A 23586-nucleotide genomic window follows, 5' to 3' on the forward strand; every position below is an offset into this window, starting at 1 on the left:
TGACCGGGAAAGGCTCTATCTCAGGGCTGGCAATGATGATCGACACAGCGACTGCTACGCTTGCGTAGCGAGCTATCGTTCGGCGCATTCTTTTTTGGAACGCCCTGGGGTTCGCCGGACTCCACTGCAGAGGTATCGGCGGGCCGGAGCCCGATAGTTTTTTGCGGACCGGGCCATAGGGGAAGACTATGGAGTAGCTGGTCTATAGTTTTTCAGCCCTGTGACCAGGAGGTTTGCATGAAAGCCAATCTGCCCTCTGAGTTGCTGTCCCTGCAGTTGCCGCTGCGCATCCGCATCGGCGAGGCCCAGGCGTTCGACCTGGGCCCCGACCCGCAGGTAACTCTCGTGGTTCGCGATCCCACGTTGCTGACCGAGATCACCCATCCCAGCCTCGATATGCTCGGTCGTGCCTACGTCGAGAACCGCATGGACATCGAGGGGCCGATCGGCGAAGTGATCGCTACCGCCGACGCCTTGAGTGCGGCGCTGGGCGATGACGACGGCGACGCCGATTATGTGCGCGAAAGTCACGACAAGGCGACGGACGCCGAAGCCATCCATTACCACTACGACCTGTCCAACGCGTTTTACCAGCTCTGGCTCGACCCGGAGATGGTCTACTCCTGCGCCTACTACGAGACCGGCAACGAAGACCTCGCCACGGCCCAGCTGGCCAAGCTGCGCCACCTGTGCCGCAAGCTGCGCCTGAAACCGGGTGAGAAGCTGCTCGATGTCGGCTGCGGCTGGGGCGGGCTGGCGCGCCTGGCCGCCCGTGAATTCGGCGCGCAGGTGCACGGCATCACCTTGAGCGAAGAGCAGCTCAAGCTGGGCCGCGAGCGGGTCAAGGCCGACGGCCTGGAAGGCAAGGTGACGCTGGAGTTGCTGGACTATCGGGACCTGCCGCGCGATGGCCGCTACGACAAGGTGGTCAGCGTCGGCATGTTCGAGCATGTCGGCCATGCCAACCTCGGCCTCTATTTCCAGCATCTGTACGAAGCCGTCCGTCCGGGCGGGCTGGTGATGAACCACGGCATCACCTCCAGCGATACGGAGGGGCGGCCGGTCGGGCGCGGCGCCGGGGACTTCATCGACCGCTACGTGTTCCCCCATGGCGAGCTGCCGCACCTGTCTCTGGCTGTCGCGCGGATGAGCGAGACGGGGCTCGAAGTCGTCGATGTCGAAGGCCTTCGACTGCATTACGCGCGCACCCTGGATTTCTGGAGTGCCAATCTCGAGGCGAAATTGGCCGAGGCAGCCAAACTGGTGCCCGAGCAGGCCCTGCGCATCTGGCGGCTTTACCTCGCCGGTTGCGCCTATGGCTTCAAGAAAGGCTGGATCAACCTGCACCAGATCCTCGCCAGCAAGCCGCACGCCGACGGCGGCCACGAGGTGCCCTGGAGCCGCCGCGACCTCTACACCTGAGCCTGTTCAGGGACTGCCATCGGGCCCGGCTTGCCGGGCCCGATGCATTTCCGGCGTGGAGCAAAAGGCTTGCATCGAGGGGCTCGGGAGGCTAAACCCCCTTTCCCCACTGACTCTTTGGTAGACGAATCATGGTGAATTTCTTCCCGGACCTGTCCCTTGTCGAACTCTCGCCCGAGCAGGCGCCCTGGTCGCTGTTGCTCAAGGCCGATCCCAGCCGCGAACAGATCGAGAGCTACCTGCCTGACTCCCGCCTGCTGGCGTTGAACGAGGCGGACTCCGTCCGTGGCGTACTGACGCTGACGCCCCGCGAGCCTGGCGTCGCCGAGATCACCAGCCTCGCGGTGGAGGACGAATGGCAAGAGCGCGGCCTGGGCCGGCGTCTGCTGCTGGCGGCCATCGAGCAGGCGCGCGAGGCCGGCTTGCAGCGCCTGACCATCGCCACCGGCAACTCCAGCCTGGCCCAACTCGGCCTGTACCAGCGCCTGGGCTTCCGCATCGTTGGCATCGAGACGGATCACTTCGTGCGGCATTATCCCGAGCCGATCTACGAGAATGGCATCCAGTGTCGCGACCAGATTCGCCTGGCGCTCGACCTCGGCGCCTAGTCGCGCCTCCAGCGACTCACCGCTACCGCATCGTGGGCGTGCAGGCTTTCCGCATGCACCACGCGCACCTCGAAACCTGACACTTCTTCGCGCTGCAGCAGCGCCCGGTGCAGCCGGCGTGCGGCGTCCTCGCAGAACATCAGGTTCTGCCCGTTGGCCAGGGCGAAGGCCTGTTCGTCGGCGCGTTTCACCGCCGTCTGCACGGCGGTGCCGAGGGCTTCTTCGGCTTGGTCGATCAGCTCGCTGAAGGCGAATGCCCGCGCGGTCGGACCGAGTTGCACCTTCAGCTGTGCCTCGCTGCGCTGGCTGTGCGGCGTGGCGACTATGCCCTGCGGGCTGCCGAGCCAGGCGCGGACCTCGCTGGCCTTCAGTGGTCGGCCGGCGAAGTCGCTGTCGAAGCGCTCCTGGATCAACTGGCGAGCGAGTGCCGCCGAGCACGGGCAGGTCGAGGAATAGGGCAGGCTCAGACGCAACTCCAGCTGCAGCGCATCGTCCTCAAGCTGCACATGGATCTCGCAGGGATAGCGCTTCCAACCGCTCAGCGGGCTGACCAGTGCCGGTCGTCGCAGCATCAGTTCGAAACGCAGTGCCAGGCTGGCGCGGCGGGAGAGCTGCGCGTGGCTGCGGAGAAATTGCTTGAGCAGGTCACGCAGCAGGGTGGGTGAAAGCTCCGCTTCCGCCAGTGCCTCCAGCGCCAGGTACAGCCGTGACATGTGGATGCCGCGCGCCTCCGCTTCGTCGAGGCTGACGCCGGCATCGGCATACGCGGCAACGCGCTCGCCCGCGATACGCAGCGGCGCGGCGATGCCTTGCATGCCGACCCAATCGAGCGGAATGGGCAGGCGGGTGGATTGGCAGGCGATGTCCGGGAGCAGGGAGGTCATGGGCGGGTCACGATCGGCAATTGTTATAATATAACGTATTTGCTTCCCGGCGATCCCGCAATGGTCTTTAGCGAGGCTGCTGCTTGCAGCCGCTGACCCGGCCGCAGGTCAGGCGCGCGCTGTCGCCCGAGGAACTGCTGAAGCGGCTGATGTTGGTCCAGCCGATACCGCGGCTGGTACCAACCCACACCTGGCCATCGCTGGTTACGCCGCTGAAGAAGGTCAGGCTGCCGTAGCGCGTGCCGGTCTGCGCCCAGCGCCGTCCGCTGCTCGCCTCGAAGCCACGCAGGTAGGTGTCGTGGCCCTGGGTGGCGACGCTGTAGAGATTCCCTGAATCGTCCATGCAGGCCAGCACCGAGGCTGACCAGGCGCAGCGCGCCGGCTTTTCGCCGGGAAACGGCAGCGGCGCGGTACCGCTGCCATGGGCGAAGGGAGCGAACAGGCAGAGAAGCAGGGTGCGGCGCAGCATTGAGGGTCTCGGCAGGCGGGTGGAGCGAAGCGTCGATATCGCACGTCGGCAGGCTATTGTCGAGTGTGCATTGTTATAATATAACATAAAAGATCACTCCCTTCCGGAGACGGTCATGACCGAACAGGAACTGCTCGCCCAGCCCGGCGAGGCCTACATGAGCGAGGCGCAACAGGGCTATTTCCGCGCATTGCTGCTGGACCAGCGCGACGAGCTGCAGGTCCGCATCGAAGAAGAATTCCAGGCACTGCAGGACCCCGAGCGGGCCAGCGACGAAGCCGATGTCGCCAGTCGCGAGGAGTCGCGCCAGTGGCAACTGCGCCTGCTGGAACGTGAGAAGAAGCTGCTCGACAAGATCGACCAGGCGCTGGAGCGCCTGGCCCGGGGCGATTACGGCTGGTGCGAGGAAACCGGCGAACCGATCGGCTTGCGCCGCCTGCTGCTGCGCCCCACCGCCTCGCTGTGCATCGAGGCCAAGGAGCGCCAGGAACGGCGCGAACTGCACGTCCGCGAAGCCTGAATTTCCTGGAGAAGCCCACCGTGAACGCCCCACTTCCCGTTACCGTCCTGTCCGGCTTCCTCGGCGCCGGCAAGAGCACGCTGCTCAACCACGTGCTGAAGAACCGCGAAAACCTCAAGGTCGCGGTCATCGTCAACGACATGAGCGAAATCAACATCGACGGCCGCGAGGTACAGCGCGATGTCAGCCTCAACCGGGGCCAGGAGCGCCTGGTGGAGATGAGCAACGGCTGCATCTGCTGCACCCTGCGCGAAGACCTGCTGGAAGAGGTGAGCCGCCTCGCCGGCGAAGGCCGCTTCGACTACCTGCTGATCGAGTCCACCGGCATCTCCGAACCGCTGCCGGTGGCCGAGACCTTCACCTTTCGCGACGAGCAGGGCCGCAGCCTGTCGGACCTGGCGCGGCTGGATACCTTGGTCACGGTGGTCGACGGTGTGAACTTCCTCGCCGACTACCAGGGCGCCGACAGCCTCGCCGAGCGCGGCGAAACCCTCGGCGAGGACGACGAGCGCTCGCTCAGCGACCTGCTGGTGGAGCAGGTGGAGTTCGCTGACGTGATCCTGGTGAGCAAGATCGACCTGATCGCCAGCGCCGAGCGCGAGGAACTGCTGGCGATCCTGCGCCGGCTCAACCCCGACGCCGACATCCAGCCCATGGTCATGGGCCAGGTGCCGCTGGCGACCATCCTCGACACCGGCCGCTTCGACTTCCAGCGCGCCGAGCGGGCGCCGGGCTGGCTCAAGGAGCTGCGCGGCGAGCACCTGCCGGAGACCGAGGCCTATGGCATCTCCTCGGACGTCTACCGGGCGCGCCGGCCCTTTCACCCGCAGCGCTTCCACGACTTCCTCGCCCAGCCCTGGAGCAACGGACGGCTGCTGCGTTCCAAGGGATTCTTCTGGCTCGCCAGCCGCTACCGCGAGGCGGGCAGCTGGTCGCAGGCCGGCGGCCTGATGCGCCACGGCCTGGCCGGGCGCTGGTGGCGCTTCGTCCCACGCGAGCATTGGCCGCAGGACACCACCGAGCTGCAGGGCGTGTTACGCCACTGGCGCGAGGACAGCGGCGATTGCCGCCAGGAGCTGGTATTCATCGGTCAGAACCTGGACTTTGCGCGACTGTTCGGCGAACTGGACCATTGCCTGCTGGACGACGATGAAATGGCCGCCGGCACCACGGGCTGGAAGCGCCTGCCCGATCCCTTCGAACCCTGGGAGGCCAGCGCCTGATGTTCATCTGAATCTGCCTACACCTGCTACGGACCCGACCTTTGTGTAGGAGCGGACTCCGTCCGCGATAGTCACGTCTCCGCTCGGAGGCTGAGCCATGAGCAGACCCAGAGAACCTTCCTGGCTCGCAGGCCACCAGGCCCTGCGAAGAGGGAGGGTATCCATTGTCGGCCAGATCTATCTGTTGACCGTCACCGCATTGTGTCGGGAGCCGCTATTTGCAGATTTTTCGAATGCCTGCTGCGTAGCCCGGTGTTTCGAAAGTCGATTGTGCCTCGGCGAAAATCATCTGCTTGCGTGGGTGTTGATGCCTGACCATGCGCATTGGTTACTGCAACTGGGTGAGGGCGAGCGTTTGGAAACCAGTGTGGGACGATTGAAGGCTGTCAGCGCACGCCAGTTGAATCGGCAGTCTGGAAGACGGACGCCGGTGTGGACTGCCGCTTTCCACGATCACGCGTTACGCAATGAAAAAGAGGTGCTGCCGGCGGCGCGCTACATTGTCGTCAACCCGATACGAGCGGGACTGGTCAGGCGAGTTGGGGATTATCCCTTCTGGAATGCGCAGTGGCTGTGAGCAATCGCGGACGGAGTCCGCTCCTACGCAAGCGGGAAATACCGTGTGCGGGCAAAAAAATGGGCCACCCGGGGAGAGCGGCCCAATTCACCAAGATCATGTCCGGCGTGGGGTGCCGGGAGGGTGTGAGGTACCCGCCGACAGTAAGCCCGAGCCGTGTGACAGGGCGATGACCGCTATTGCGGTTTGCGCCAGTGGCCGTTGCTCTGGCTCTCGCAGAATGGCTGGAGGATGCGTGCGTCGCTGGCCACGCCGTAGTAGTGGATGTCCTGGCGGTACGGCACGCCTTGTACCTGTGCATTCTCGCAGACGCCGAAGGCGCCGCTGGGGCAGCTCTGCGCGTAGGTCACCTCGACCTTCTGGTCTTTCAGCTGCGGCTGGCAGAAGCCCTCGCGGAAGAGCTTTTCCGGGATGGTGCGGTTCTGCTGGCAGACCTTCACGTCGACGTCCTTGCCCTGGGTGTGCACCACGCAGGCCTCGCCGTGGGCGAGCAGGGGCAGGCAGGCGAGGGCGAGGAGCAGCAGCTGGCGCATGGTCGATCCGGGGGTGGCGTGAAGAAGCCGCGACTCTAGCGCTTTTCCCGGCGAGCGTCAGGCGGCACCATGGGCGAATGTTGAAGCAGATCCCGACTCATCTCATCGCCGGCCCCCTCGGGGCGGGCAAGACCAGCCTGCTGCAGGACTTGCTGGCGCAACGCCCGGCGGGGGAACGCTGGGCCGTGTTGATCAACGAATTCGGTCAGGTAGGCCTCGATGCGGCGCTGTTGACCCGCGACGAAGACGGCATCGCCCTGGGCGAAGTCGCCGGCGGCTGCCTGTGCTGCGTGAACGGCGCTCCGTTCCAGGTCGGCCTGGGCCGGCTGTTGCGCAAGGCCAGGCCGCAGCGGCTGTTCATCGAGCCATCCGGCCTCGGTCACCCCGCGCAGTTGCTGGCGCAACTGCGCGCCGTGCCCTGGCAGGGTGTGCTGGCCGTGCAGCCGATGGTGATGGTGCTCGATGCTGCCGCGCTGGCCGCCGGTCAGCCTTTACCCGAAGCGCAGCAGCTGGCGCTGGGCGAGGCGGCGTTGCTGTTGATGAACAAGTCCGAAGCCGTGGATGACGCAGCGCGTGCGGTCCTGGTGGCGCAGTTGCCCAAGGTGCCGTTGCGCTGGACAAGCCAGGGCCGTCTGCCGCTGGGCGAGTTGCCGAGTGTGCCGTTTGAAGCGGTGGGCGCTGATTTGCCGCAGGGCGCCTCGTCTGGCGAACCTGCGATGCTGTTGCGCCGCGAATCGCCGCTACGCCAGGTGCGCGTCGAAGAGGGAAGACAGGCGGTCGGCTGGCGCTTCCACCGCGACTGGCGCTTCCGTACGTCCGAGCTGGACGCCTGGCTGGCCGGGCTTCCCGGGCTGTTGCGGGCCAAGGCGGTGCTGCACGCCGAGGACGCCTGGCTGGCCTGCAACCGTACCGTCGATCCGGCGCCCTGGACGCCCAGCGCCTGGCGCAAGGACAGCCGGATAGAGCTGATCCTGGCCGCCGAGCTTGATCCCCAGGCCTTGCAGGACGGCCTTTTGCGCTGCGCCATCGCACCCGGCTGACAGATAAGGTTGCCCTCCCGGGGCGAGTGAATGATAATAATTATCAGAAGATATTGCTTCGTGAACTCTTCCCGCAGGCTTTCTCATGTCGTTACCCCAACCGCGCCAAGCGGCGGACGCGAGTCCCGCCTTGGACGCTGAGGAACAGCTGTTCACTTCCGCCACGGCGGATGACGGCGTCCATTTGCCCAGCGTGAACGCCCAGCGCGCCAATGAGGCCAACCTGCGGCTGGTCAGTTGTGCCGGCCCCCGACGCGACGAGGAAGTGATTCCCGAAGAGGTCCTGATTCCCTACGCCGCCCCGGTCGAAGGGGTGGATGACGGCGAACAGCCGCCGCCTCCCGGTGGCTGGTGGAAGTCGTCCGGCCTGGCGATCGCCATGCATGTGGCCATTGTCGCCGCGCTGGTCTGGGTGATGCCCACCCCGGCTGAGCTGAATCTGGGGGCCGGCGAAATGCCCAAGGCCATGCAGGTCAGCGTCGTTACCCTGCCGCCCAAGCCCGACGTGCAGCAGCCGCCCGCCGCCGCGCCTACCCCTCCGCCGCCGGAGCCCGAGCCACCGAAACCGGTCGAGCCGCCCAAGCCGGTGGAGAAGCCCAAGCCCAAACCCAAGCCGGTCGAGAAGGCCGTGCCCAAGGTATCGCCCAAGCCCAAGCCGAAACCCAAGCCGGAGCCGGATCCAGAGCCTGCCGAGGAAGCCGCCGCGCCGCCGACCCCGGCTGCACCGCCGCCGCCCGCTGCGCCGACCGTTGGCCAGTTCACCCAGGGCGCCCAGGCCGCACCGACCGGCTCGCAAGGCCCCGCCGGCCTGCCCACCGGCAGCCTGAACGACAGCGACATCAAGCCGCTGCGCATGGACCCGCCGGTCTACCCGCGCATGGCGCTGAACCGTTCCATCGAGGGCCGAGTGAAGGTGCTGTTCACCATCACCAGCGATGGCCGCATCGCTGACATCCAGGTGCTGGAGTCCACGCCGCCGCGCATGTTCGACAACGCCGTGCGCGACGCCATGGAAAAATGGCGCTTCGAGCCCCGCGTCAGCGGGGGCCGGATCGTCGCGCGACAGGCGACCAAGGTGTTCTTCTTCAAGCTCGAGGGCCGTCGCCGCTGAAGGCGGCGAGCCAATGAAAGACGCGCCCGTGGGCGCGTTTTCTATTTCCGGCGGAGTGCTTCTTGAAGGATCGAGGGGCGCAGCCCTTGCTCGCCAACGGCTTTCCGGCGACTCCGCCATTTGGACGGTTCGCGAGCAGGCTCGCTCCTGCAGGCCAATGGCTGGCCTTCTTCCCTGTGGCGCCTCATCGCGGACGGCATCCGCTCTTAGGAGAGCATTTCTTCCCGCACCAGTTCCAGCGCTTCCCTGGGTCCACCCACGGCGATGCGCACCGGCACGCCGAGCATCAGGTTCAGCGGCAGGCCGAAGCTTTCGATCTGGTTGCCGTCGCGGTCGCGGCCCGGTTCCTCGCCCCGCCATTCACAGGGCAGGCGCTCGGCGCAGTTGCCGCCTTCCTCGATATAGCCATACAGCGGCTTGCCCAGCGCGGCGGCATAGCCCAGCTCGAAGGCCGTGCCGCTGTCCGGCTCGGCGCCGCGGAAGGGGTTGAGGTTGGCCAATACCGCGTCCGCCTCGGCAATCAGGTTGAGGTTGGCCTGGTAGATCCACAACGCCTGCTCCGGCGGATTGGCGATGCCTTCGGGCACCGAGTGATCGAGCGGGTAGAGGCCCTGCAGCTCCAACTCGGCGCATAGGGCCTTGAGCCGCTCGCCCTGCGCGAAAGCATCGGGGCGGAACACGTCGGGGCCGGCGAGGTAGATCTTGAGCATGGTCAGAGTCCCATGAACGACAGCATCAGGAAGGTGGCGAACAGCACGAAGTGGGTCATGCCTTCGATGGCGTTGGTCTTGCCGTCATGCAGGTTGTAGCCGGCGACCATCAGGGTGATGAACATCATGCCAGTCTGCAGCGGCGTCATCGCCATCTGGATCGGCTGGCCCTTGAACAGCGCCAGGGCCTCGATCACCGGGACGGTAAGGATCACGGTGGACAGCGAGGCGCCCAGGGCGATGTTGACCACCGGTTGCATGCGGTTGGCCATCGCCGCGCGCAGGGCGGTGAGGATTTCCGGGCTGGCGGAGATCGCCGCCACCAGCAGCGCCGGCACGATGGGGGGTACGCCGCTGCCTTCCAGGCCGACGTCCAGGGCCTTGGACATGACTTCGGCCAGCGCGCCGATCAGCACCACGCCAACTACCAGCAGGCCCATGGACTGCTTGCTGCTGCCGGCGGCCTCGTGGCCTTCCGCATGCTCGCCGTGGGTGGCGTAGTTGTAGCTGAAGAAGTAGCTGTGCTGGCCTGTCTGCATGCGCAGGAACAGGGCATAGAGCATGACCATGCAGCCGATGGTGAAGAAGGAGTAGAGCTTCCACTGTTCGGCCGGGATCAGCTCCGGCACCACCATGGAGATGCCCACGGCGGTGAGGATCATGGTCACGTAGGTCTTGCCCGAGTCGTCGTTGTACGACTGCTCGCCGTGCTTGAGGCCCCCCAGCAGCGCGGCGAGGCCGAGGATGCCGTTCATGTCCAGCATCACCGCGGCGTAGATGGTGTCGCGGGCCAGGGTCGGGGAATGGTTGTGGCCCATCATGATCGCCAGGATCACCACCTCCACCAGCACCGCCGCCAGGGTCAGGATCATGGTGCCGTAGGGCTCGCCGACCTTCTCGGCGAGGATTTCGGCGTGGTGCGCCACCCGCAGCGAGACGCCGATGATCACCGCCAGCAAAGCGCTGGCGGTGATCCCCGCGAGCAGCTTGCCGCCGCTCAGCAGGCTGTGCTCCAGCGGGTAGACCGCGAGCGCTACCAGCAAGGCGAGGAGGAGGAATTTTTCTTCTTTGAGCGCGCGTAGCATCGAGGGCTATCCATTTCCGGTAAAAGCGAATGCGCCATCTTAGGCAATGCTCAGAAGGCGCACCAGCGGCCGTCGGATCACGGCATCTTTGCCAGCAGCTGCGCCCGGTCGTGCGATAATTTCCCCGACCGCCTGATAACGAGACCTCACCATGTACGACTGGCTCAATGCCCTGCCCAAGGCCGAACTGCACCTGCACCTGGAGGGTTCGCTGGAACCCGAGCTGCTTTTCGCGCTGGCCGAGCGCAACAGGGTCGCCCTGCCCTGGGGCGATGTCGAGAGCCTGCGCAGGGCCTATGCCTTCAACAACCTGCAGGAATTCCTCGACCTCTACTACGCCGGCGCCGATGTGCTGCGCACCGAGCAGGACTTCTACGACCTGACCTGGGCGTACCTGCAGAAGTGCAAGGCGCAGAACGTCATCCACGTCGAGCCCTTCTTCGACCCGCAGACCCACACCGACCGCGGCGTGCCCTTCGAGGTGGTGCTGCGTGGCATCCAGGGCGCGCTGAAAGACGGGGAGAAGCAACTGGGCATCAGCCATGGCCTGATCCTCAGCTTCCTGCGCCACCTGTCCGAGGAAGAGGCGTTCAAGACCCTCGAGCAGGCCATGCCGTTCCGCGACGCCTTCATCGCCGTCGGCCTGGACAGCTCCGAGGTCGGCCACCCGCCGAGCAAGTTCCAGCGCGTGTTCGACCGCGCCCGCAGCGAAGGCTTCCTGACCGTCGCTCACGCTGGCGAGGAAGGCCCCCCCGAATACATCTGGGAGGCCCTGGACCTGCTCAAGATCGAGCGCATCGACCACGGCGTGCGGGCCATCGAGGATGAGCGGCTGATGCAGCGCATCATCGACGAGCAGATCCCGCTGACCGTCTGCCCGCTGTCCAACATCAAGCTCTGCGTGTTCGACCACATGCGCGAGCACAACATCCTCGACATGCTCGAGCGCGGCGTGAAGGTGACGGTGAACTCGGACGACCCGGCCTACTTCGGCGGCTACGTCACCGAGAATTTCCACGCGCTGCACAAGCACCTGGGCATGACTCAGGCGCAGGCGCAGCGGCTGGCGCAGAACAGCCTGGATGCGCGGCTGGTGAAATAGAGCCGGCCCTGACCCTTTCCCTTCGGGAGAGGGTTTTTTCCTGCCGTCCCGATCCGTCCCCCCGTCTGGCGCCCGCGACCTTTCCCGCAACCCCTGCTACCCCTATAAGAACGCCTCTCCCACCGTCACGAGGTAGCAGCATGAACAGGATCGTCGCCATCACCGGCGGCTTCGGCCATCTGGGCAGCGTGGTCGGCCAGGCGTTCGCCGATGCCGGCTGGAAGGTCGCCCTGCTCGACCGCGCCGTTGGCCCGCGTTATCCACAGGCCGGCGCGCTGTCCGTCGGCGGCATCGACCTCACCGATCCGGCCGCCGCCCGCGCCGCGCTGGAGCAGGTCAACGAGCATTTCGGCGGCCTGGACGCGCTGATCAACGTGGCCGGCGGCTTCCACTGGGAAACCCTGGGCGATGGCGACATCGACACCTGGGACCTGATGTACCGCATCAACCTGCGCACCGCGGTGGTTTCCAGCCAGGCCGCGCTGGCGCACCTGAAGGCGCGCGGGCATGGACGCATCCTCAATATCGCCGCCGCGGCCGCCAGCCGCGCGGCCCTGGGCATGGGCGCCTATGCGGCGTCCAAGGCCGGCGTCATGCGCCTGACCGAAGCGCTGGCGGAAGAACTCAAGGACGCGCGCATCACCGTCAACGCCCTGATGCCCAGCATCATCGACACTCCGCAGAACCGCGCCGACATGCCCACCGCCGAATTCGACCGTTGGGTAAGGCCGGATCAACTGGCGGCCACCTTGCTGTTCCTCGCCTCGGATGCGGCGGCGGCCATTACCGGCGCGTGCATTCCGGTCACCGGGCGCGTCTGAACCCCGACCGAGGTCGCATTGGACTGTGGCGGCCTCGGCCCCTATGCTCGCCAGCTGTCCTGTAGTCCGGTTCTGCCGTCATGCCCCACGTCCTGTCCGTCGTCCTGCCGATCTTCGCGCTGATCCTGGTCGGCTGGCTGTGCCGGCGCAGCAATCGCCTCGGACCGCAGGCGGCTTCGGAGATCAACAGGCTGGTGGTCTGGCTGTGCCTGCCGGCGCTGCTGTTCAAGGTCACCGCCACCGCGACCTGGGCGGAAATCTGGCAGCCGGGCTTCCTCGCCGCCTTCACCGGCGGCTGCCTGCTGGTGTTCTTCGCCACCCTCGCCTGGCGCTTGGTGCAGGGCCGCGCCTTGCCGGCGGCGAGCATCGACGGGCTCAGCGCGTCCTACGCCAACACCGGCTACATGGGTATTCCACTGTGCCTGCTGGTGTTCGGCCAGGACGGCCTGGAGCCGGCGCTGATCGCCTCGCTGCTGGTGGTCTGCGTGCTGTTCGCCATCGCCGTGGTGTTCATCGAGGTGGGCCTGCAAACCGAGAAACACATCGGCCGTGCCGTGTGGGTGGTGACCAAGGCGCTGGGCAAGAACCCGCTGGTGGTCTCGCCCATCATAGGCGGCCTGTGGGCCGCGTCCGGCGTCGGCCTGCCGGAGCCCCTGCTGCACTTCCTCGACATGCTCGCCGCGGCCACCACGCCCTGCGCGCTGGTGTCGCTGGGCCTGTTCCTGGCGCAGAAGCAGGAGGGCGAACAGGTCGGCGCCTGGCCGCTGGTGGTGATCAAGCTGGTCGGTCAGCCGCTGCTCACCGGGTTCCTGGCCTACCAGGTCTTCGACCTGCCGCCGCTGTGGGCGGACTCGGCGCTGCTGCTCAGCGCGCTGCCCACCGGCACCGGGCCGTTCATGCTCGCCGAGTATTACCAGCGCGAGGCCGCGGTGGTGTCGCGGAGCATTCTGGTGTCTACCCTGGGTTCGTTGGTGACGCTCTCCCTGTGCCTGCTGTGGATTGCCAGATAGCAGCCTTTGCGTAGGAGCGGACTCCGTCCGCGATCGACTCCCGTCCACTCAGAGCTGGCCGATGGCACATCGCGGACGGAGTCCGCTCCTACAAAAACGATACGCCGGGCATAAAAAAACGGACCGGCCATCGCGGGGATGGAGGTCCGTTGCGCAAACGCAGGGGACCGTCACCGGGGAAAGGTGACGATCCAGACGCAGCCCCTCAGGCGTATGGCCCGAATTGCGTCAACGTTGCGATCAAGCCGGTTCGGTCAGCGCGCCCGCAGCGCGCTCGGGTCGTTGGCGGCCGGAGATCCGGTGGGCGTCGCCCGCCGGTGCGGTGCCCTTGTCGTAGGGTTTGGCCAGCAGCATGTAGACCAGGCCCGCGCCGATCACCACGACGGTGGTGAGGATCATCGAGTAGTTCATGTACCAGGGCGCGTCCGGAGTGCGCGGCCAGACCATGTTGGTGATCGCCGCCACGCCGTAGATCAGCGCCGCGACGTTCACCGGCACGCCCCACTTGCCGAGAGTGAACTGGCCGCCGGGTACCCAGCCCTTGGCCCGGGCGATCAGCGAGGCGATGACGATCAGCTGGAAGGACACGTAGATGCCGATCGCGGCGAAGCCGACGATGGTAGCCACGGCGTCGCCCATGAACAGGCCCAGGCAGACGATGGCCGCCGGCATCACGCCCGCCACCACCAGCGCAACGGCCGGCACGTGGTTGGTGTTGAGCCTGGACAGGGCCTTGCTGCCGACGATCATCTCGTCGCGGGCATAGGCGAACAGCAGGCGGCTGGCGGCAGCCTGCAGGCTGAGCACGCAGGACACGAACGACACCATCACCACCGCCATCACCAGTTTCGAGCCCACCGGGCCGAAGGCATTGGCAAGGATGGTGGTCACCGGGTCGGTGTCTTCGCCGTTGATCACGCGCTGGATGTCCGGCACCGAGAGGATCAGCGCCAGGCACGCGAACATCGCAGCGGCGCCGCCGATGTAGATGGTCATGCGCATGGTCTTGGGGATCATCTTGCCGGGGTTCGGGGTTTCCTCGGCGACGTCACCGCAGGCCTCGAAGCCGTAGTACTGGAACAGCCCCGCCAGCGACGCGGCGAGGAAGGCCGGCCAGTAGCTGCCGTCGATCTTGATGTCGAAAGTGTTGAACAGCACGCTGAAGTCGTTGTGGCGCTCGAAGATCAGCAGGTAGCCGCCCACCAGCAGCGCACCGCCCAGCTCGCAGATGAAGCCGAACATGGCGACGCGGGCCAACAGCTTGGTGCCAGACAGGTTGAGCACGGTGGACAGCGCGATCAGCGCCAGGGCGATGCCGATGGCGGCGTTGCCGTGCATCTCGAAGCCGAGCATGGCGGCCATATACGGACTGGCGCCCACGGCGATGCCGGCAATGGAAGTGCACAGCGCCCAGGCATACACCCAGCCCACCATCCACGCCCAGCGCTTGCCCACCAGGCGGCGCGCCCAGGGATAGACGCCGCCGGAGATCGGAAATTGCGAGACCACCTCGCAGAACACCAGGCACACCAGCATCTGGCCCAGGCCGATCAGCAGGTAGGTCCAGAACATCGGCGGACCGCCGGCGGCCAGGCACAGGCCGAACAGGGTGTAGACGCCCACGACAGGCGACAGGTAGGTGAAGCCCAGGGAGAAGTTCTCCCACAGGCTCATGCTGCGTTCGAAGTTGGAGCTGTAGCCGAGGGCAGCGAGCTGCTCGGCATCTTGATCGGTAACGCCAGCGGCACGCTTGGCAGGGGACCCACTCATCGTTGTTTCCTCTCAGGGGGTTGATGGGCAGAAGGCAATCGGCCGGCGGGCCTCACGACGCCCGCCGGTTCCCTTTTCGGGTTTTAGTTGTGTGTTTTCGCTTGGTGTCTACTGACCGTCGTCGTACTTCGACAGCCACTCCACGGCTTGCTGGTGGTAGCGGGTGAAGCCCTTGTAGTCGACCAGCTCCTGGTTGAGGGACTTGAGCACGCGGTGCATGCGCTTGGCCCACGCCGGGTGGGTGGCGATGTCTTCCAGGCTCAGCAGGTAGGTGCGGATCGGGAACACGATGGCGTTGCTGCGCGGCAGACGGTGCAGCGGCTGCAGCTCGATGCGCAAGTAGACCTTTTGACCTGCGTTCTCGGCGGTCACCGTGGTGCGGTCCGGCGCCCACTCGGGCAGGGACTCGGCGGAAACGTCCAGGCGCGGGTTGACGGTCAGCGACCAGTTCAGGCGGCGCACCGGGTGGCCGTTGCGCAGGCGCAGGAGGAACTTCAGCGCGCGGTCGAGCATGCCGGTCTCCTTCACCAGCGGCACCGGGCCGTGGAACTCGTGCCAGGCCATGCCCAGGTTGAAGCGCAGCGAGTAGTCCGCGCGCTGGGTGGCGATGCCCGCGCCCCAGTACAGGGTGCCATCGCGCTCCTCCTGCAGGACCCAGTCGCCCTGGGCCTGGCGAGTGACGTACTCCATCGGCTCGTAGGGCAGGGTCGAGGGATCGCCGAAGGTGAAGGTGTCGTCGATGTCCAGCAGCTTGTTGGTCCAGTGCCAGCGGGTGCCGTCCTTCTCCAGGGAGAAGTACTCCGGGTAATCCTTGGCGTAGGACTCCATGATCAGTTCGAGCAGGTCCCACTGCGCCTCCATCATGTGCGGCGCGGAGACGTAGTGCATGCCCGGGTCCTTCTCCAGGGTGATCGCACGGTCGCGGCACTCGCTGATGTAGTGCTCGTCGATGTCGAACACCGCGCGGAAGGCGCCGTCGCCCACGCTGACATGCGGCTCCAGGTTCATCGAGTACATGTACTCGTCGTCCGGGAAGGGCCAGGGCGCGCGGTCGATGCAGGCCTGGCTGTTGGCGTAGGTGTAGTCGTCGCGGTAGGTTTCGTCGGGGCGGAATTGGATGGTCATGGTCGTTCTCCGGCTCAGCAGTCGATGACCAGCCGCGAGCACTTGGCACGCGACACGCAGGGCATGATCTTGGTGTTGGCGGCCTTGTCCTCGTCGGACAGCCAGTCGTCGGTGTGGAGGATTTCTCCGTCCAGCTCCAGGACGTGGGTCTCGCACATGCCGCAGGCGCCGCCGCGGCACAGGTACGGGATTTCGTGGCCGGCGGCCTCGGCGGCCTCCAGCAGGCTCTGGTCGGGCGACACGTCGATGGTCGCGCCGCTGCGCGCCAGGGTGACCTGGAACGCCTCGCCGACGCTGCCCTGTTCGAGGAAGCGCTCGTAGTGGATGTGGCTGTCGGTCCAGCCGTGGGCGTGGGCGGCGTCTATCGTCGCCTGGATCATGCCCTCGGGACCGCAGACGTAGACGTCGCTGCCCAGCGGGCGGTCGGCCAGCACGGCGGCAATGTCCAGGCGCTCGCCGCGGTCGTCGCGGTACAGGCGCACGGCATCGCCGTATGCCTGCAGCAGTTCTTCACCCAGGCGTGCATGGGCGTCGCCGCGCACCGCCAGGTGGACTTCGAAGGGCGTGCCGCGCAGGCGCAGTTCGGCCAGCTGCGAGCACACCGGGGTGATGCCCACGCCGCCGGCGATGAACAGGTGCAGGCGCGCGTGCTTGCTGAGCGGGAACAGGTTCACCGGGCGGAGGATTTCCAGCTCGTCGCCTTCCTTCACCACGTCATGCATGTACTTCGAACCGCCACGGCCGTCTTCCACGCGGCGCACGGCGATCTGGTAGGCGCTGGCGTCGTAGGGCGAACTCATCAGCGAGTAGGCGTTGCGGTAGGTGCCGGTCGCGTGGGGCATCAGCACCACGACGTTGCTGCCGCCGGAAAACGGCGTCAGGTGCGTGCCGTCGGTAGAAGCCAGGGTGAAGCGCTTGATCTCCGGGGTCACCTGCTCGATGCGGGTGACGCGGACATTCAGGGTTCCGTTGGACTGGCTCATGTGTCGAGTTCCTCGGCTTCCGGCAGCTCGCCGGGGACTTCGGCGTCGGCCTTCACGGCCTGGAAGGCGGCGAGGCGGCGGGAGTAGTGGTCGCGGACCACCAGGGTGCGGGCGCAGTGCGGGCACTCGAAGACGCGCTGGGTGACGTTCTCGGTGTAGCCGTCGCAGTGCACGCACCATACGCGGCGCACGAAGGAGCCGGCGTGCTCGCGCAGCACTTCGTCCCTGTTCAGGTTGATCGCGTCGGCGGCCTGCATGGCGGTGCCGATGAAGCTCTCGGAGCCGGCCAGGTACAGGCGGGTGCCCATGCGCGACTGGCCCAGCAGCGTATGCAGGTCATCGACCAGCGCGCGGTTGCTCGGGTAGATCGAAAGCTCGACGTCAGTGATGTCGCGCAGCGCGGCGAGGTGATCCTGGCCGGAGAAGGATTCGCTGGAATACAGCACGCGGATGGGCGCGGTGCGCGGCATTTCGGCGAGCAGACGGAGCATGGCGCCGCCGCCGCTGCCCTGGCCGGCGATGATGTGGTGGTGGCCACCGGCGAGCGGGCGCAACTGGTCATAGACCGGCCGGCTCTTGATACCTGTGATGAGCATTGTTCTTGTGCCTCCAGAACTGCCGCGGCTCTCGGTCAGAAGCAGCGGCGCGATTCGAGGACCCGTGCACGGTCACGGGTCGGAGATACGCAGAGCACAGGCTATGCCAAATAGTTAAGTGATTGAAATTAAAGGTAAAAATTGAAATAAGAAAGCACAGGTGTAAGCAGAAATGACAACGCCTGTAGGCAGGCTTGCAGCGGTGGATTGTCGCAGGGGTGTCTCTGCTGAATGTACCGAGCACGAATGACCTGTCGGTCCGGCGCAGTGAGGTGGATGCTGGGTAGGAGCGGACTTCGTCCGCGATCGATTGCCGACCGCTCGGAGCCGGCCTGTTGCACATCGCGGACGGAGTCCGCTCCTACGCGTGCTGGGAATTTCGGCGCGGGATTGAACGCGGCGCGCTCAATCGTCCCGCTGCAACTTGCGGATCAGCGTGCCGACGTCGATGCCCAGGTGGATCGCCGCTTTGCGCTTGCTGCCGCACAGGCGCACCGCGCGCAGGATCACCTGGCGTTCGTAGCGCTGCACCTGGGCCTTGAGCGGCTGGTCGTCGATGGCTGCAGCCGGCTCGTCGAGCGCGACGGGGCTGCCGGCCGGCGGTGCGCCGAGCAGTTCCGGCGGCAGGTGCAGCTCTTCCGCGACGTCGTCGGCCAGCACGGCGAGGCGTTCGAAGATGTTCACCAGCTCGCGAATGTTGCCGGGGTAGTCGTAGGCCAGCAGGCGCTCGCGGCAGCCCGAGGCGAGCCGCAGCGGCGGCTGGCGGTCGCGGTTGATGCGCGCCAGGAGGATGTCCATCAGCACCGGCAGGTCGTCGCGGTGCGCGCGCAGCGGCGGGATCTCCACTGGCAGTACGGCCAGGCGGTAGTAGAGGTCGGCGCGGAATTCACCGGCCGCCACCTGGGCGCGCAAGTCCTTGTTGGTGGCGGCGATCACCTGTACCTGGACCTGTTTCGACAACGGCGAACCCACCGGCTGGATGGTGCCGTCTTCCAGGAACTTGAGCAGCTTGGCCTGCACCTGCAGCGGGATCTCGCCGATCTCGTCGAGGAACAGCGTGCCGCCCGAGGCACTCTCGATGTAGCCGCGCTTGCCCGATTGCAGCGCGCCGGTGAACGCGCCGCGCTCGTAGCCGAACATCTCCGATTCGAACAGGGTTTCCGGGATACTCGCGCAGTTCACGTCGATGAAGGGCCGGTCGCCCCAGCCGGCGGCGCGGTGGATGTGCCGGGCGATGGCGGTCTTGCCGACGCCGGGCTCACCGAGCAGCAGCAGGCGTGCGCGGCGGCGGAAGGCGCGCACGCCCATGTCGGCGATGGAGGAGAGCAGCGGCGACATGTGCAGGGCGTTGTCCTGCGGGTCGCCCAGGCCCTGCAGGTCGGTGGTCGAGGCGCGCCCGGAAGGGCTGCGCAGGCTGCCGGCGGTACCCGGCTCGTATTCGCGCTGGATCAGCAGGCAGTAGGGCTTCTCATAGGCCGTGGTCGGCACCGCCTGGGCGCGGGTGAGGAACACCCGGCCATCGCGCGAGCGGGTCAGCGCGCTCTTGCCGCCACGGCGCAGGGCCTGCTGGAAGTCGTCGAACTGCAGCGCCGAGCGCTGGAAGAAGTCCACGTCCTGCAGGCCCAGTACATCGACGCGGCTGACGCGGTTGACGCGCTCCGCCGCCAGGTTGATGAAGCGCACCCGCGAGTCGCCGTCGCAGACGATCAGCGCCTCGCTGAAACTGTCGAGCAGGGCGTGCAGCGCGGGTGTCTCCAGCAGCGCGGAAAGCATCTCCGCCGAGGCGCTGACCGACGAGCGCATGCCCATGCGCAAGGGCGCGAAGAAGCCTTCTTCGCTCATGCTTCTTTGCTCATGGATGCAGCTCCGTCGCCTTGTTCGCCAAGCGCAGCACGAAGACGCGCCAGGCCACGCCCTCGCGGATGAGGATGCGCGAGCAGTGGCTGTTGAAGGACTGGTAGTTGCCGAACTGGTCGGGCAGGTCGAGCACCTGCCAGGTGCGTTCGGGCAGCGGCATGCGGTTCAGCGTCGAGGCCAGCCCGGCCGCGCGGGTGATGCCGAAGGTCTGCTCAAAGGCGGCGTTGCGCCATTGCGGCTGGGCTGCCTCGTCGATCACCAGCACGGCGTCGGGCACCGCGTCGAACACCCGGCGCAGCGCTTCGATGCGCTGCTCGGCGTCGTGCTGCATGCGCAGCTCCTGGCTGACGTCGCGCAGGCTGCCCCACATGCGCAGCAGGCGGCCGTTGTGGATGCTGGCGCGCACGTCGTTCTCCACGTAGGCCGGCGAGCCGTCGTGGCGGCGGTCCACCGACAGCGCGCCATCGACGTGGAATTCCGCCTCGATCAGGCGCCGCACGAATTCTTCGTTGGCCGGGCTGCGCGGCCAGTACAGGCGCACCGGCTGCTCGCTGAAATCGACGTCGGCGGGCATCTCGTAGATGTTGGCCATGGCGCGGTTGCACATGCGCCAGTAGGAGCGGTTTTCGAACACCTGGCGGACGATCTCGTCGGGGGTCTCGCGCACGTCCACGGATTCGGCGAACTCGATGCACCAGTAGGCCACCCGTGCGCTGAAGAGCATCTGGCTCATCACTTCGTTGGCGCTCTGCAGTTCGCCCAGGCGGCGGCTGATCGGCCCCAGCGGCATCTTCACCAGGTGCAGGCGCGCCGGCTCGCCGTCGCGCCATTGCAGCACGCCGCTGGCGAGCACCGGCAGCAGGCCGCCGTTGTGGCGGATCAGCGTCAGCTCCAGGTCCTGTACACGCTCGTCCGCCGGCGGGCTGGCGAACAGTTGCATCAACGCGTTCAGCGAGTCGGCGGTGTAGATGAGCTCGGCGGCCTGGCCATCGAGCGAGCCGGGCGCGTAGCCGAGCTGGTCGGTCTGTTCGGCGGAAACTTCGATGAAGCGTCCCTGGGACGTCAGGCTGTCGGACAGCAGCAGGCCCCTGTCCAGCAGCAATTTCAGCGGGTCCATTTGTCCCTCCAAGGCAGATCTCCGATGCAATTTTCCAACACGACGGTGCGGCCGCCAGGCGGTCCACAGGATGAGCAAGGCATGTTGCATGCCAGCCGGAAACGCCCAGGCGCCGTAGGGTGGCGCGGAGGGGTGTATGCAAAATCGCAGCACTCTGCGCATTCGCGCAGCGCATCGGGGCAGATTACCTGCTGCATCATTGCAGCAGCGCGCCGGGCGATGGAAGGCGCGCCGATTTCGCGCCAAATACTGGCCAGTTGATAGCTTTTGAGTTCGTTTGAGCCGCTGTCGCTGCTAGGATGCGCGCGCGTTTCGTTCCCCGAGGCGCCCGTCCCAGAGCCCGTTCCCTACAAGAGGCCGCCATGCGCAAGCACCGTCGTTTGACCTTCCGCCACATCGGCCAGATCAACGTGACCAACCGCCTGAGCGGCGACCCCATGGGGGTGGTCCTGGACGTCTCGATGGGCGGCCTGCGGCTGGTGACCGAGGAGCCGCTGGCGCCGGGCAGCTGCTACGACATGCGCCTGGAGATTCCGGTGCGCGAGGATCACACCCGCTCGGTGGACATCACCGCAATCTGCCAGTGGTCGAAGAAGGACGCGAAGAACGTGCGCTTCGAACAGGGCTTCAAGCTGGACCGGCCGAGCGCGGCGTTCACCGAGCTGGTGACCTCGATGTCGGTGAGTTTCAATCGCAGTCTGCTGGGGCGGGCGCGGTTGTCGTGATGGGTTGGCTTGGGTGCCGTCTGATGCACCCTCTCCCCAGCCCTCTCCCTGAAGGGAGAGGGGGCCGTTCTGCGTTCGCGGCAACCACAGTGGTAGCCGGCGAGCGCTGAACTTCTAACTCGCTCTGGACAGTCCCCTCGCCCTTCAGGGAGAGGGTTAGGGAGAGGGCAACGCCCAGCTCCCAAATCTCCCGAAACGCCTTACCCCAACGTCCCCAAAATCTGCACGCCGACCCGCTCCGGAATCTCGTTCTGCGACAGCACGTGCAACCCCGGGCTGAACACCCGCGCATAACGGGCGAGCAGCGGCCGCAGCTGTGGCATCACGGTGAGGATCGGCGGGTGGCCTTCCTTGCGCAGCTTTTCCTTCACCACCGGCATGCTGTGCTGCAGCTGGTTGAGCAGGCTGGGCTCCACCGGAATGTTGTCCAGGCTCACCGGGCCGGCCTGCTGGGCGATGCTCAGGGCGCCGAGCAGGGTGTTCTCCAGGGCGTTCTCCAGGACGAACACGGTCAGCTCGGGGCGGTCGCCGGCAATCGACGAGACGATGCTGCGGCGCAGCGCATAGCGCACGTCGGAAGCCAGCAGCACCGGATCCTTGGTGGTCTCGCTGCCTTCGAGCAGGGCGCTGGCGATGGTGACGATGTCCTTCAGCGGCACTTCCTCCTGCAGCAGCTGACGGAACACCCGGTGCTGCTGCGAATAGGTCAGTTGCGCCTTCAGCGATTCGGCCAGCTTGGGCGCCTGCAGGGTCAGGCGTTGCATCAGGTGCTCGACGTCGTCGTGCTTGAAGATGTCCGGCAGGTGCTCGCGCACCACCTTGTTCAGGTGCGTGGCGACCACGCTGGCACAGTCGATCACCTGGTAGCCCAGGTTCAGCGCGCGGGACTTGTCCGCCGGGAGAATCCACACCACCTGCATGCGGTACGCCGGGTCGACGCCGAGGATGCCGTCGATCTCGCCGTAGAGCTCCGGCGAGGGAATCGCCATCAATCGGTCGGCGTGGATTTCCGCGCCGTCGATGCGCTCGCCGTTGATGTGGATGGCGTACTGCGAGGCCTTCAGGCGCAGGCTGTCGCGGATCTGCACTTCCGGGAGGAGGAAGCCGAGGTTCTCCGAGAGCGTCTGGCGCACCCCGCGAATGCGCTGCGGCAGCGGCGCGCCGCTGGCCTCGTTGACCAGGCTGACCAGCTTGTAGCCCAGCGAGATCGACAGCCGCTCCACCAGCGGGATGTCTTCCCAGCCCAGCTGCTGGGCGCGCTCCTGGTCCATGGCATGCGTCAGCGCCTGGGTCTGCTCCAGGGTCTGCGCCTCGATCGGCGGGCCGGCCAGGGCCAGGCGCCAGGCGATGAAGGCCACCAGCGCGGCGAAGGCGAAGAACGCCACGTGCGGCATGCCCGGTACCAGGCCGAGCACCACGAGTATGCCGGCGACGGTGTAGAGCAGCGACGGCGAGGCCAGCATCTGCTTGCGCACCAGGCTGGTGATTTCCGCCGATTCGTTGACCCGCGTGACGATGATCGCCGCTGCGGTGGACAGCAGCAGCGCCGGGATCTGCGCCACCAGGCCGTCGCCGATGGTCAGCAGGGCGTAGCGCTGGAAGGCTGCGCCCGCCGGCAGGTCGTAGACGAACACGCCGATGGCCAGGCCGCCGAACAGGTTGATCAGCAGGATCAGGATGCCGGCGATGGCATCGCCGCGGACGAACTTCGAGGCGCCGTCCATCGCGCCGTAGAAGTCGGCTTCCTTGGCCACTTCCGAGCGCCGCCGCTTGGCTTCGTTCTGGTCGATCAGGCCGGCGTTGAGGTCGGCGTCGATGGCCATCTGCTTGCCGGGCAGCGCGTCCAGGGTGAAGCGCGCGGTCACTTCGGAGATGCGCTCGCCACCCTTGGTGATGACCATGAAGTTGATGATCATCAGGATCACGAAGACGATCAGGCCGACGATGAAGTTGCCGCCGATCACCACGTGGCCGAAGGCTTCGATCACCTTGCCCGCCGCGCCCGTGCCGGTGTGGCCGTCGAGCAGCACCACGCGGGTGGAGGCGACGTTCAGCGTCAGGCGCAGCAGCGTGGTGACCAGGATCACCGTGGGCAGCAGCGAGAAGTCCAGCGGGCTCTTGGACGACACGCTGACCAGCAGCACCAGGATCGCCACCACGATGTTGAAGGTGAACAGGGCGTCCAGCACCAGCGGCGGCAACGGCAGGATGATCATCGAGAGGATCGACAGGATGATCAGCGGGATGCCGATGCGGCCGCTCTGGAAGGTCGGCAATAGTGACTGCAGTAGGCGCATG

At 66.4% G+C, this 23586-nt stretch carries 23 protein-coding genes; 11 read left to right on the forward strand and 12 right to left on the reverse strand.

The genetic code is table 11. The annotated features are described in order from the left end of the window. Positions 1-237: 237 nt before the first annotated feature. The gene (gene cfaB / locus MJ122_RS14900) at positions 238-1422 is read left to right on the forward strand and encodes a C17 cyclopropane fatty acid synthase CfaB (RefSeq protein WP_088415786.1); all 1185 of its coding nucleotides are present in this window, start codon (positions 238-240) and stop codon (positions 1420-1422) included. A 131-nt stretch (positions 1423-1553) separates the two neighbouring features. After that, positions 1554-2030: a GNAT family N-acetyltransferase gene (locus MJ122_RS14905; protein WP_239744670.1), complete on the forward strand. Its 477-nt coding sequence runs from the start codon at positions 1554-1556 to the stop codon at positions 2028-2030. On the opposite strand, the gene folE2 is transcribed toward MJ122_RS14905, so the two are convergent. Continuing rightward, positions 2027-2914, reverse strand: a complete 888-nt coding sequence (gene folE2 / locus MJ122_RS14910) for a GTP cyclohydrolase FolE2 (RefSeq protein WP_138519882.1) — start codon at positions 2912-2914, stop codon at positions 2027-2029. The genes MJ122_RS14905 and folE2 overlap by 4 nt on opposite strands. 67 nt (positions 2915-2981) lie before the next feature. Further along, a complete protein-coding gene (locus tag MJ122_RS14915; protein WP_239744671.1) occupies positions 2982-3383 on the reverse strand; it encodes a hypothetical protein in 402 nt (133 codons plus the stop codon). Positions 3384-3498: 115 nt separating this feature from the next. On the opposite strand from MJ122_RS14915, the gene dksA reads away from it, so the two are divergent. The 3 genes from dksA to MJ122_RS14930 all read left to right on the forward strand — a co-directional run bounded on the left by dksA (position 3499) and on the right by MJ122_RS14930 (position 5703). Further along, positions 3499-3903, forward strand: coding sequence for an RNA polymerase-binding protein DksA (dksA, locus tag MJ122_RS14920; RefSeq protein ID WP_138519880.1), 405 nt, complete (start codon positions 3499-3501; stop codon positions 3901-3903). 20 nt (positions 3904-3923) lie between these two features. After that, on the forward strand, positions 3924-5126 hold the full coding sequence (zigA, locus tag MJ122_RS14925; protein ID WP_239744672.1) for a zinc metallochaperone GTPase ZigA: 1203 nt from the start codon (positions 3924-3926) through the stop codon (positions 5124-5126). Positions 5127-5223: 97 nt separating this feature from the next. Beyond that, positions 5224-5703 (forward strand): transposase, encoded by a 480-nt coding sequence (locus MJ122_RS14930; protein ID WP_239744673.1) that lies wholly within the window; start codon positions 5224-5226, stop codon positions 5701-5703. Positions 5704-5879: 176 nt separating this feature from the next. On the opposite strand, the gene MJ122_RS14935 is transcribed toward MJ122_RS14930, so the two are convergent. Next, complete coding sequence (locus MJ122_RS14935) at positions 5880-6236, reverse strand: NADH:ubiquinone oxidoreductase (RefSeq protein WP_239744674.1); 357 nt, start codon at positions 6234-6236, stop codon at positions 5880-5882. 77 nt (positions 6237-6313) lie between these two features. On the opposite strand from MJ122_RS14935, the gene MJ122_RS14940 reads away from it, so the two are divergent. Together MJ122_RS14940 and MJ122_RS14945 are read left to right on the forward strand one after the other, a co-directional pair. After that, positions 6314-7276 carry a CobW-like GTP-binding protein gene (locus MJ122_RS14940; RefSeq protein ID WP_239744675.1) on the forward strand — a complete coding sequence of 321 codons (963 nt, stop codon included), beginning with the start codon at positions 6314-6316 and terminating at the stop codon, positions 7274-7276. Between the two features lie 85 nt (positions 7277-7361). Further along, complete coding sequence (locus MJ122_RS14945; RefSeq protein ID WP_239744676.1) at positions 7362-8387, forward strand: energy transducer TonB; 1026 nt, start codon at positions 7362-7364, stop codon at positions 8385-8387. A gap of 206 nt (positions 8388-8593) precedes the next feature. On the opposite strand, the gene MJ122_RS14950 is transcribed toward MJ122_RS14945, so the two are convergent. Both MJ122_RS14950 and MJ122_RS14955 read right to left on the reverse strand, forming a co-directional pair. After that, a complete protein-coding gene (locus MJ122_RS14950) occupies positions 8594-9097 on the reverse strand; it encodes a nucleoside 2-deoxyribosyltransferase (RefSeq protein ID WP_239744677.1) in 504 nt (167 codons plus the stop codon). Between the two features lie 2 nt (positions 9098-9099). Then, entirely contained in the window at positions 9100-10182 is a 1083-nt protein-coding gene (locus tag MJ122_RS14955; protein WP_088415797.1) for a calcium:proton antiporter, read from the reverse strand. Between the two features lie 151 nt (positions 10183-10333). On the opposite strand from MJ122_RS14955, the gene MJ122_RS14960 reads away from it, so the two are divergent. The 3 genes from MJ122_RS14960 (at position 10334) to MJ122_RS14970 (ending at position 13115) form a co-directional block, all read left to right on the forward strand. After that, positions 10334-11284, forward strand: coding sequence for an adenosine deaminase (locus tag MJ122_RS14960; RefSeq protein WP_239744678.1), 951 nt, complete (start codon positions 10334-10336; stop codon positions 11282-11284). Between the two features lie 140 nt (positions 11285-11424). Beyond that, positions 11425-12105: an SDR family NAD(P)-dependent oxidoreductase gene (locus tag MJ122_RS14965; RefSeq protein ID WP_239744679.1), complete on the forward strand. Its 681-nt coding sequence runs from the start codon at positions 11425-11427 to the stop codon at positions 12103-12105. An 80-nt stretch (positions 12106-12185) separates the two neighbouring features. Beyond that, on the forward strand, positions 12186-13115 hold the full coding sequence (locus tag MJ122_RS14970; RefSeq protein WP_239744680.1) for an AEC family transporter: 930 nt from the start codon (positions 12186-12188) through the stop codon (positions 13113-13115). Positions 13116-13355: 240 nt separating this feature from the next. On the opposite strand, the gene MJ122_RS14975 is transcribed toward MJ122_RS14970, so the two are convergent. The 6 genes from MJ122_RS14975 to MJ122_RS15000 all read right to left on the reverse strand — a co-directional run bounded on the left by MJ122_RS14975 (position 13356) and on the right by MJ122_RS15000 (position 20563). Beyond that, positions 13356-14885, reverse strand: a complete 1530-nt coding sequence (locus MJ122_RS14975; RefSeq protein WP_239744681.1) for an amino acid permease — start codon at positions 14883-14885, stop codon at positions 13356-13358. Positions 14886-14993: 108 nt separating this feature from the next. After that, the gene (locus MJ122_RS14980) at positions 14994-16010 is read right to left on the reverse strand and encodes a DUF3445 domain-containing protein (protein WP_239744682.1); all 1017 of its coding nucleotides are present in this window, start codon (positions 16008-16010) and stop codon (positions 14994-14996) included. A gap of 14 nt (positions 16011-16024) precedes the next feature. Continuing rightward, positions 16025-16993, reverse strand: coding sequence for a PDR/VanB family oxidoreductase (locus tag MJ122_RS14985; protein ID WP_088415803.1), 969 nt, complete (start codon positions 16991-16993; stop codon positions 16025-16027). Then, the gene (locus tag MJ122_RS14990) at positions 16990-17589 is read right to left on the reverse strand and encodes a dimethylamine monooxygenase subunit DmmA family protein (RefSeq protein ID WP_239744683.1); all 600 of its coding nucleotides are present in this window, start codon (positions 17587-17589) and stop codon (positions 16990-16992) included. Before MJ122_RS14990 ends, MJ122_RS14985 begins: the two co-directional genes overlap by 4 nt. Before the next feature lie 405 nt (positions 17590-17994). Continuing rightward, positions 17995-19431 (reverse strand): sigma 54-interacting transcriptional regulator, encoded by a 1437-nt coding sequence (locus MJ122_RS14995; protein ID WP_239744684.1) that lies wholly within the window; start codon positions 19429-19431, stop codon positions 17995-17997. A 10-nt stretch (positions 19432-19441) separates the two neighbouring features. Next, positions 19442-20563, reverse strand: a complete 1122-nt coding sequence (locus tag MJ122_RS15000) for a PAS domain-containing protein (protein WP_138519863.1) — start codon at positions 20561-20563, stop codon at positions 19442-19444. Between the two features lie 362 nt (positions 20564-20925). Between MJ122_RS15000 and MJ122_RS15005 the strand changes: the two genes are divergently transcribed. Further along, complete coding sequence (locus MJ122_RS15005) at positions 20926-21288, forward strand: PilZ domain-containing protein (RefSeq protein ID WP_088415807.1); 363 nt, start codon at positions 20926-20928, stop codon at positions 21286-21288. A gap of 200 nt (positions 21289-21488) precedes the next feature. Here MJ122_RS15005 and MJ122_RS15010 read toward each other — a convergent pair whose 3' ends face one another. Next, a complete protein-coding gene (locus MJ122_RS15010; protein ID WP_239744685.1) occupies positions 21489-23585 on the reverse strand; it encodes a flagellar biosynthesis protein FlhA in 2097 nt (698 codons plus the stop codon). Between the last annotated feature and the right edge of the window lies 1 nt (position 23586).

Source organism: Pseudomonas sp. DP-17, assembly GCF_022380625.1.
Classification (GTDB): Bacteria; Pseudomonadota; Gammaproteobacteria; order Pseudomonadales; family Pseudomonadaceae; genus Pseudomonas; species Pseudomonas nitroreducens_A.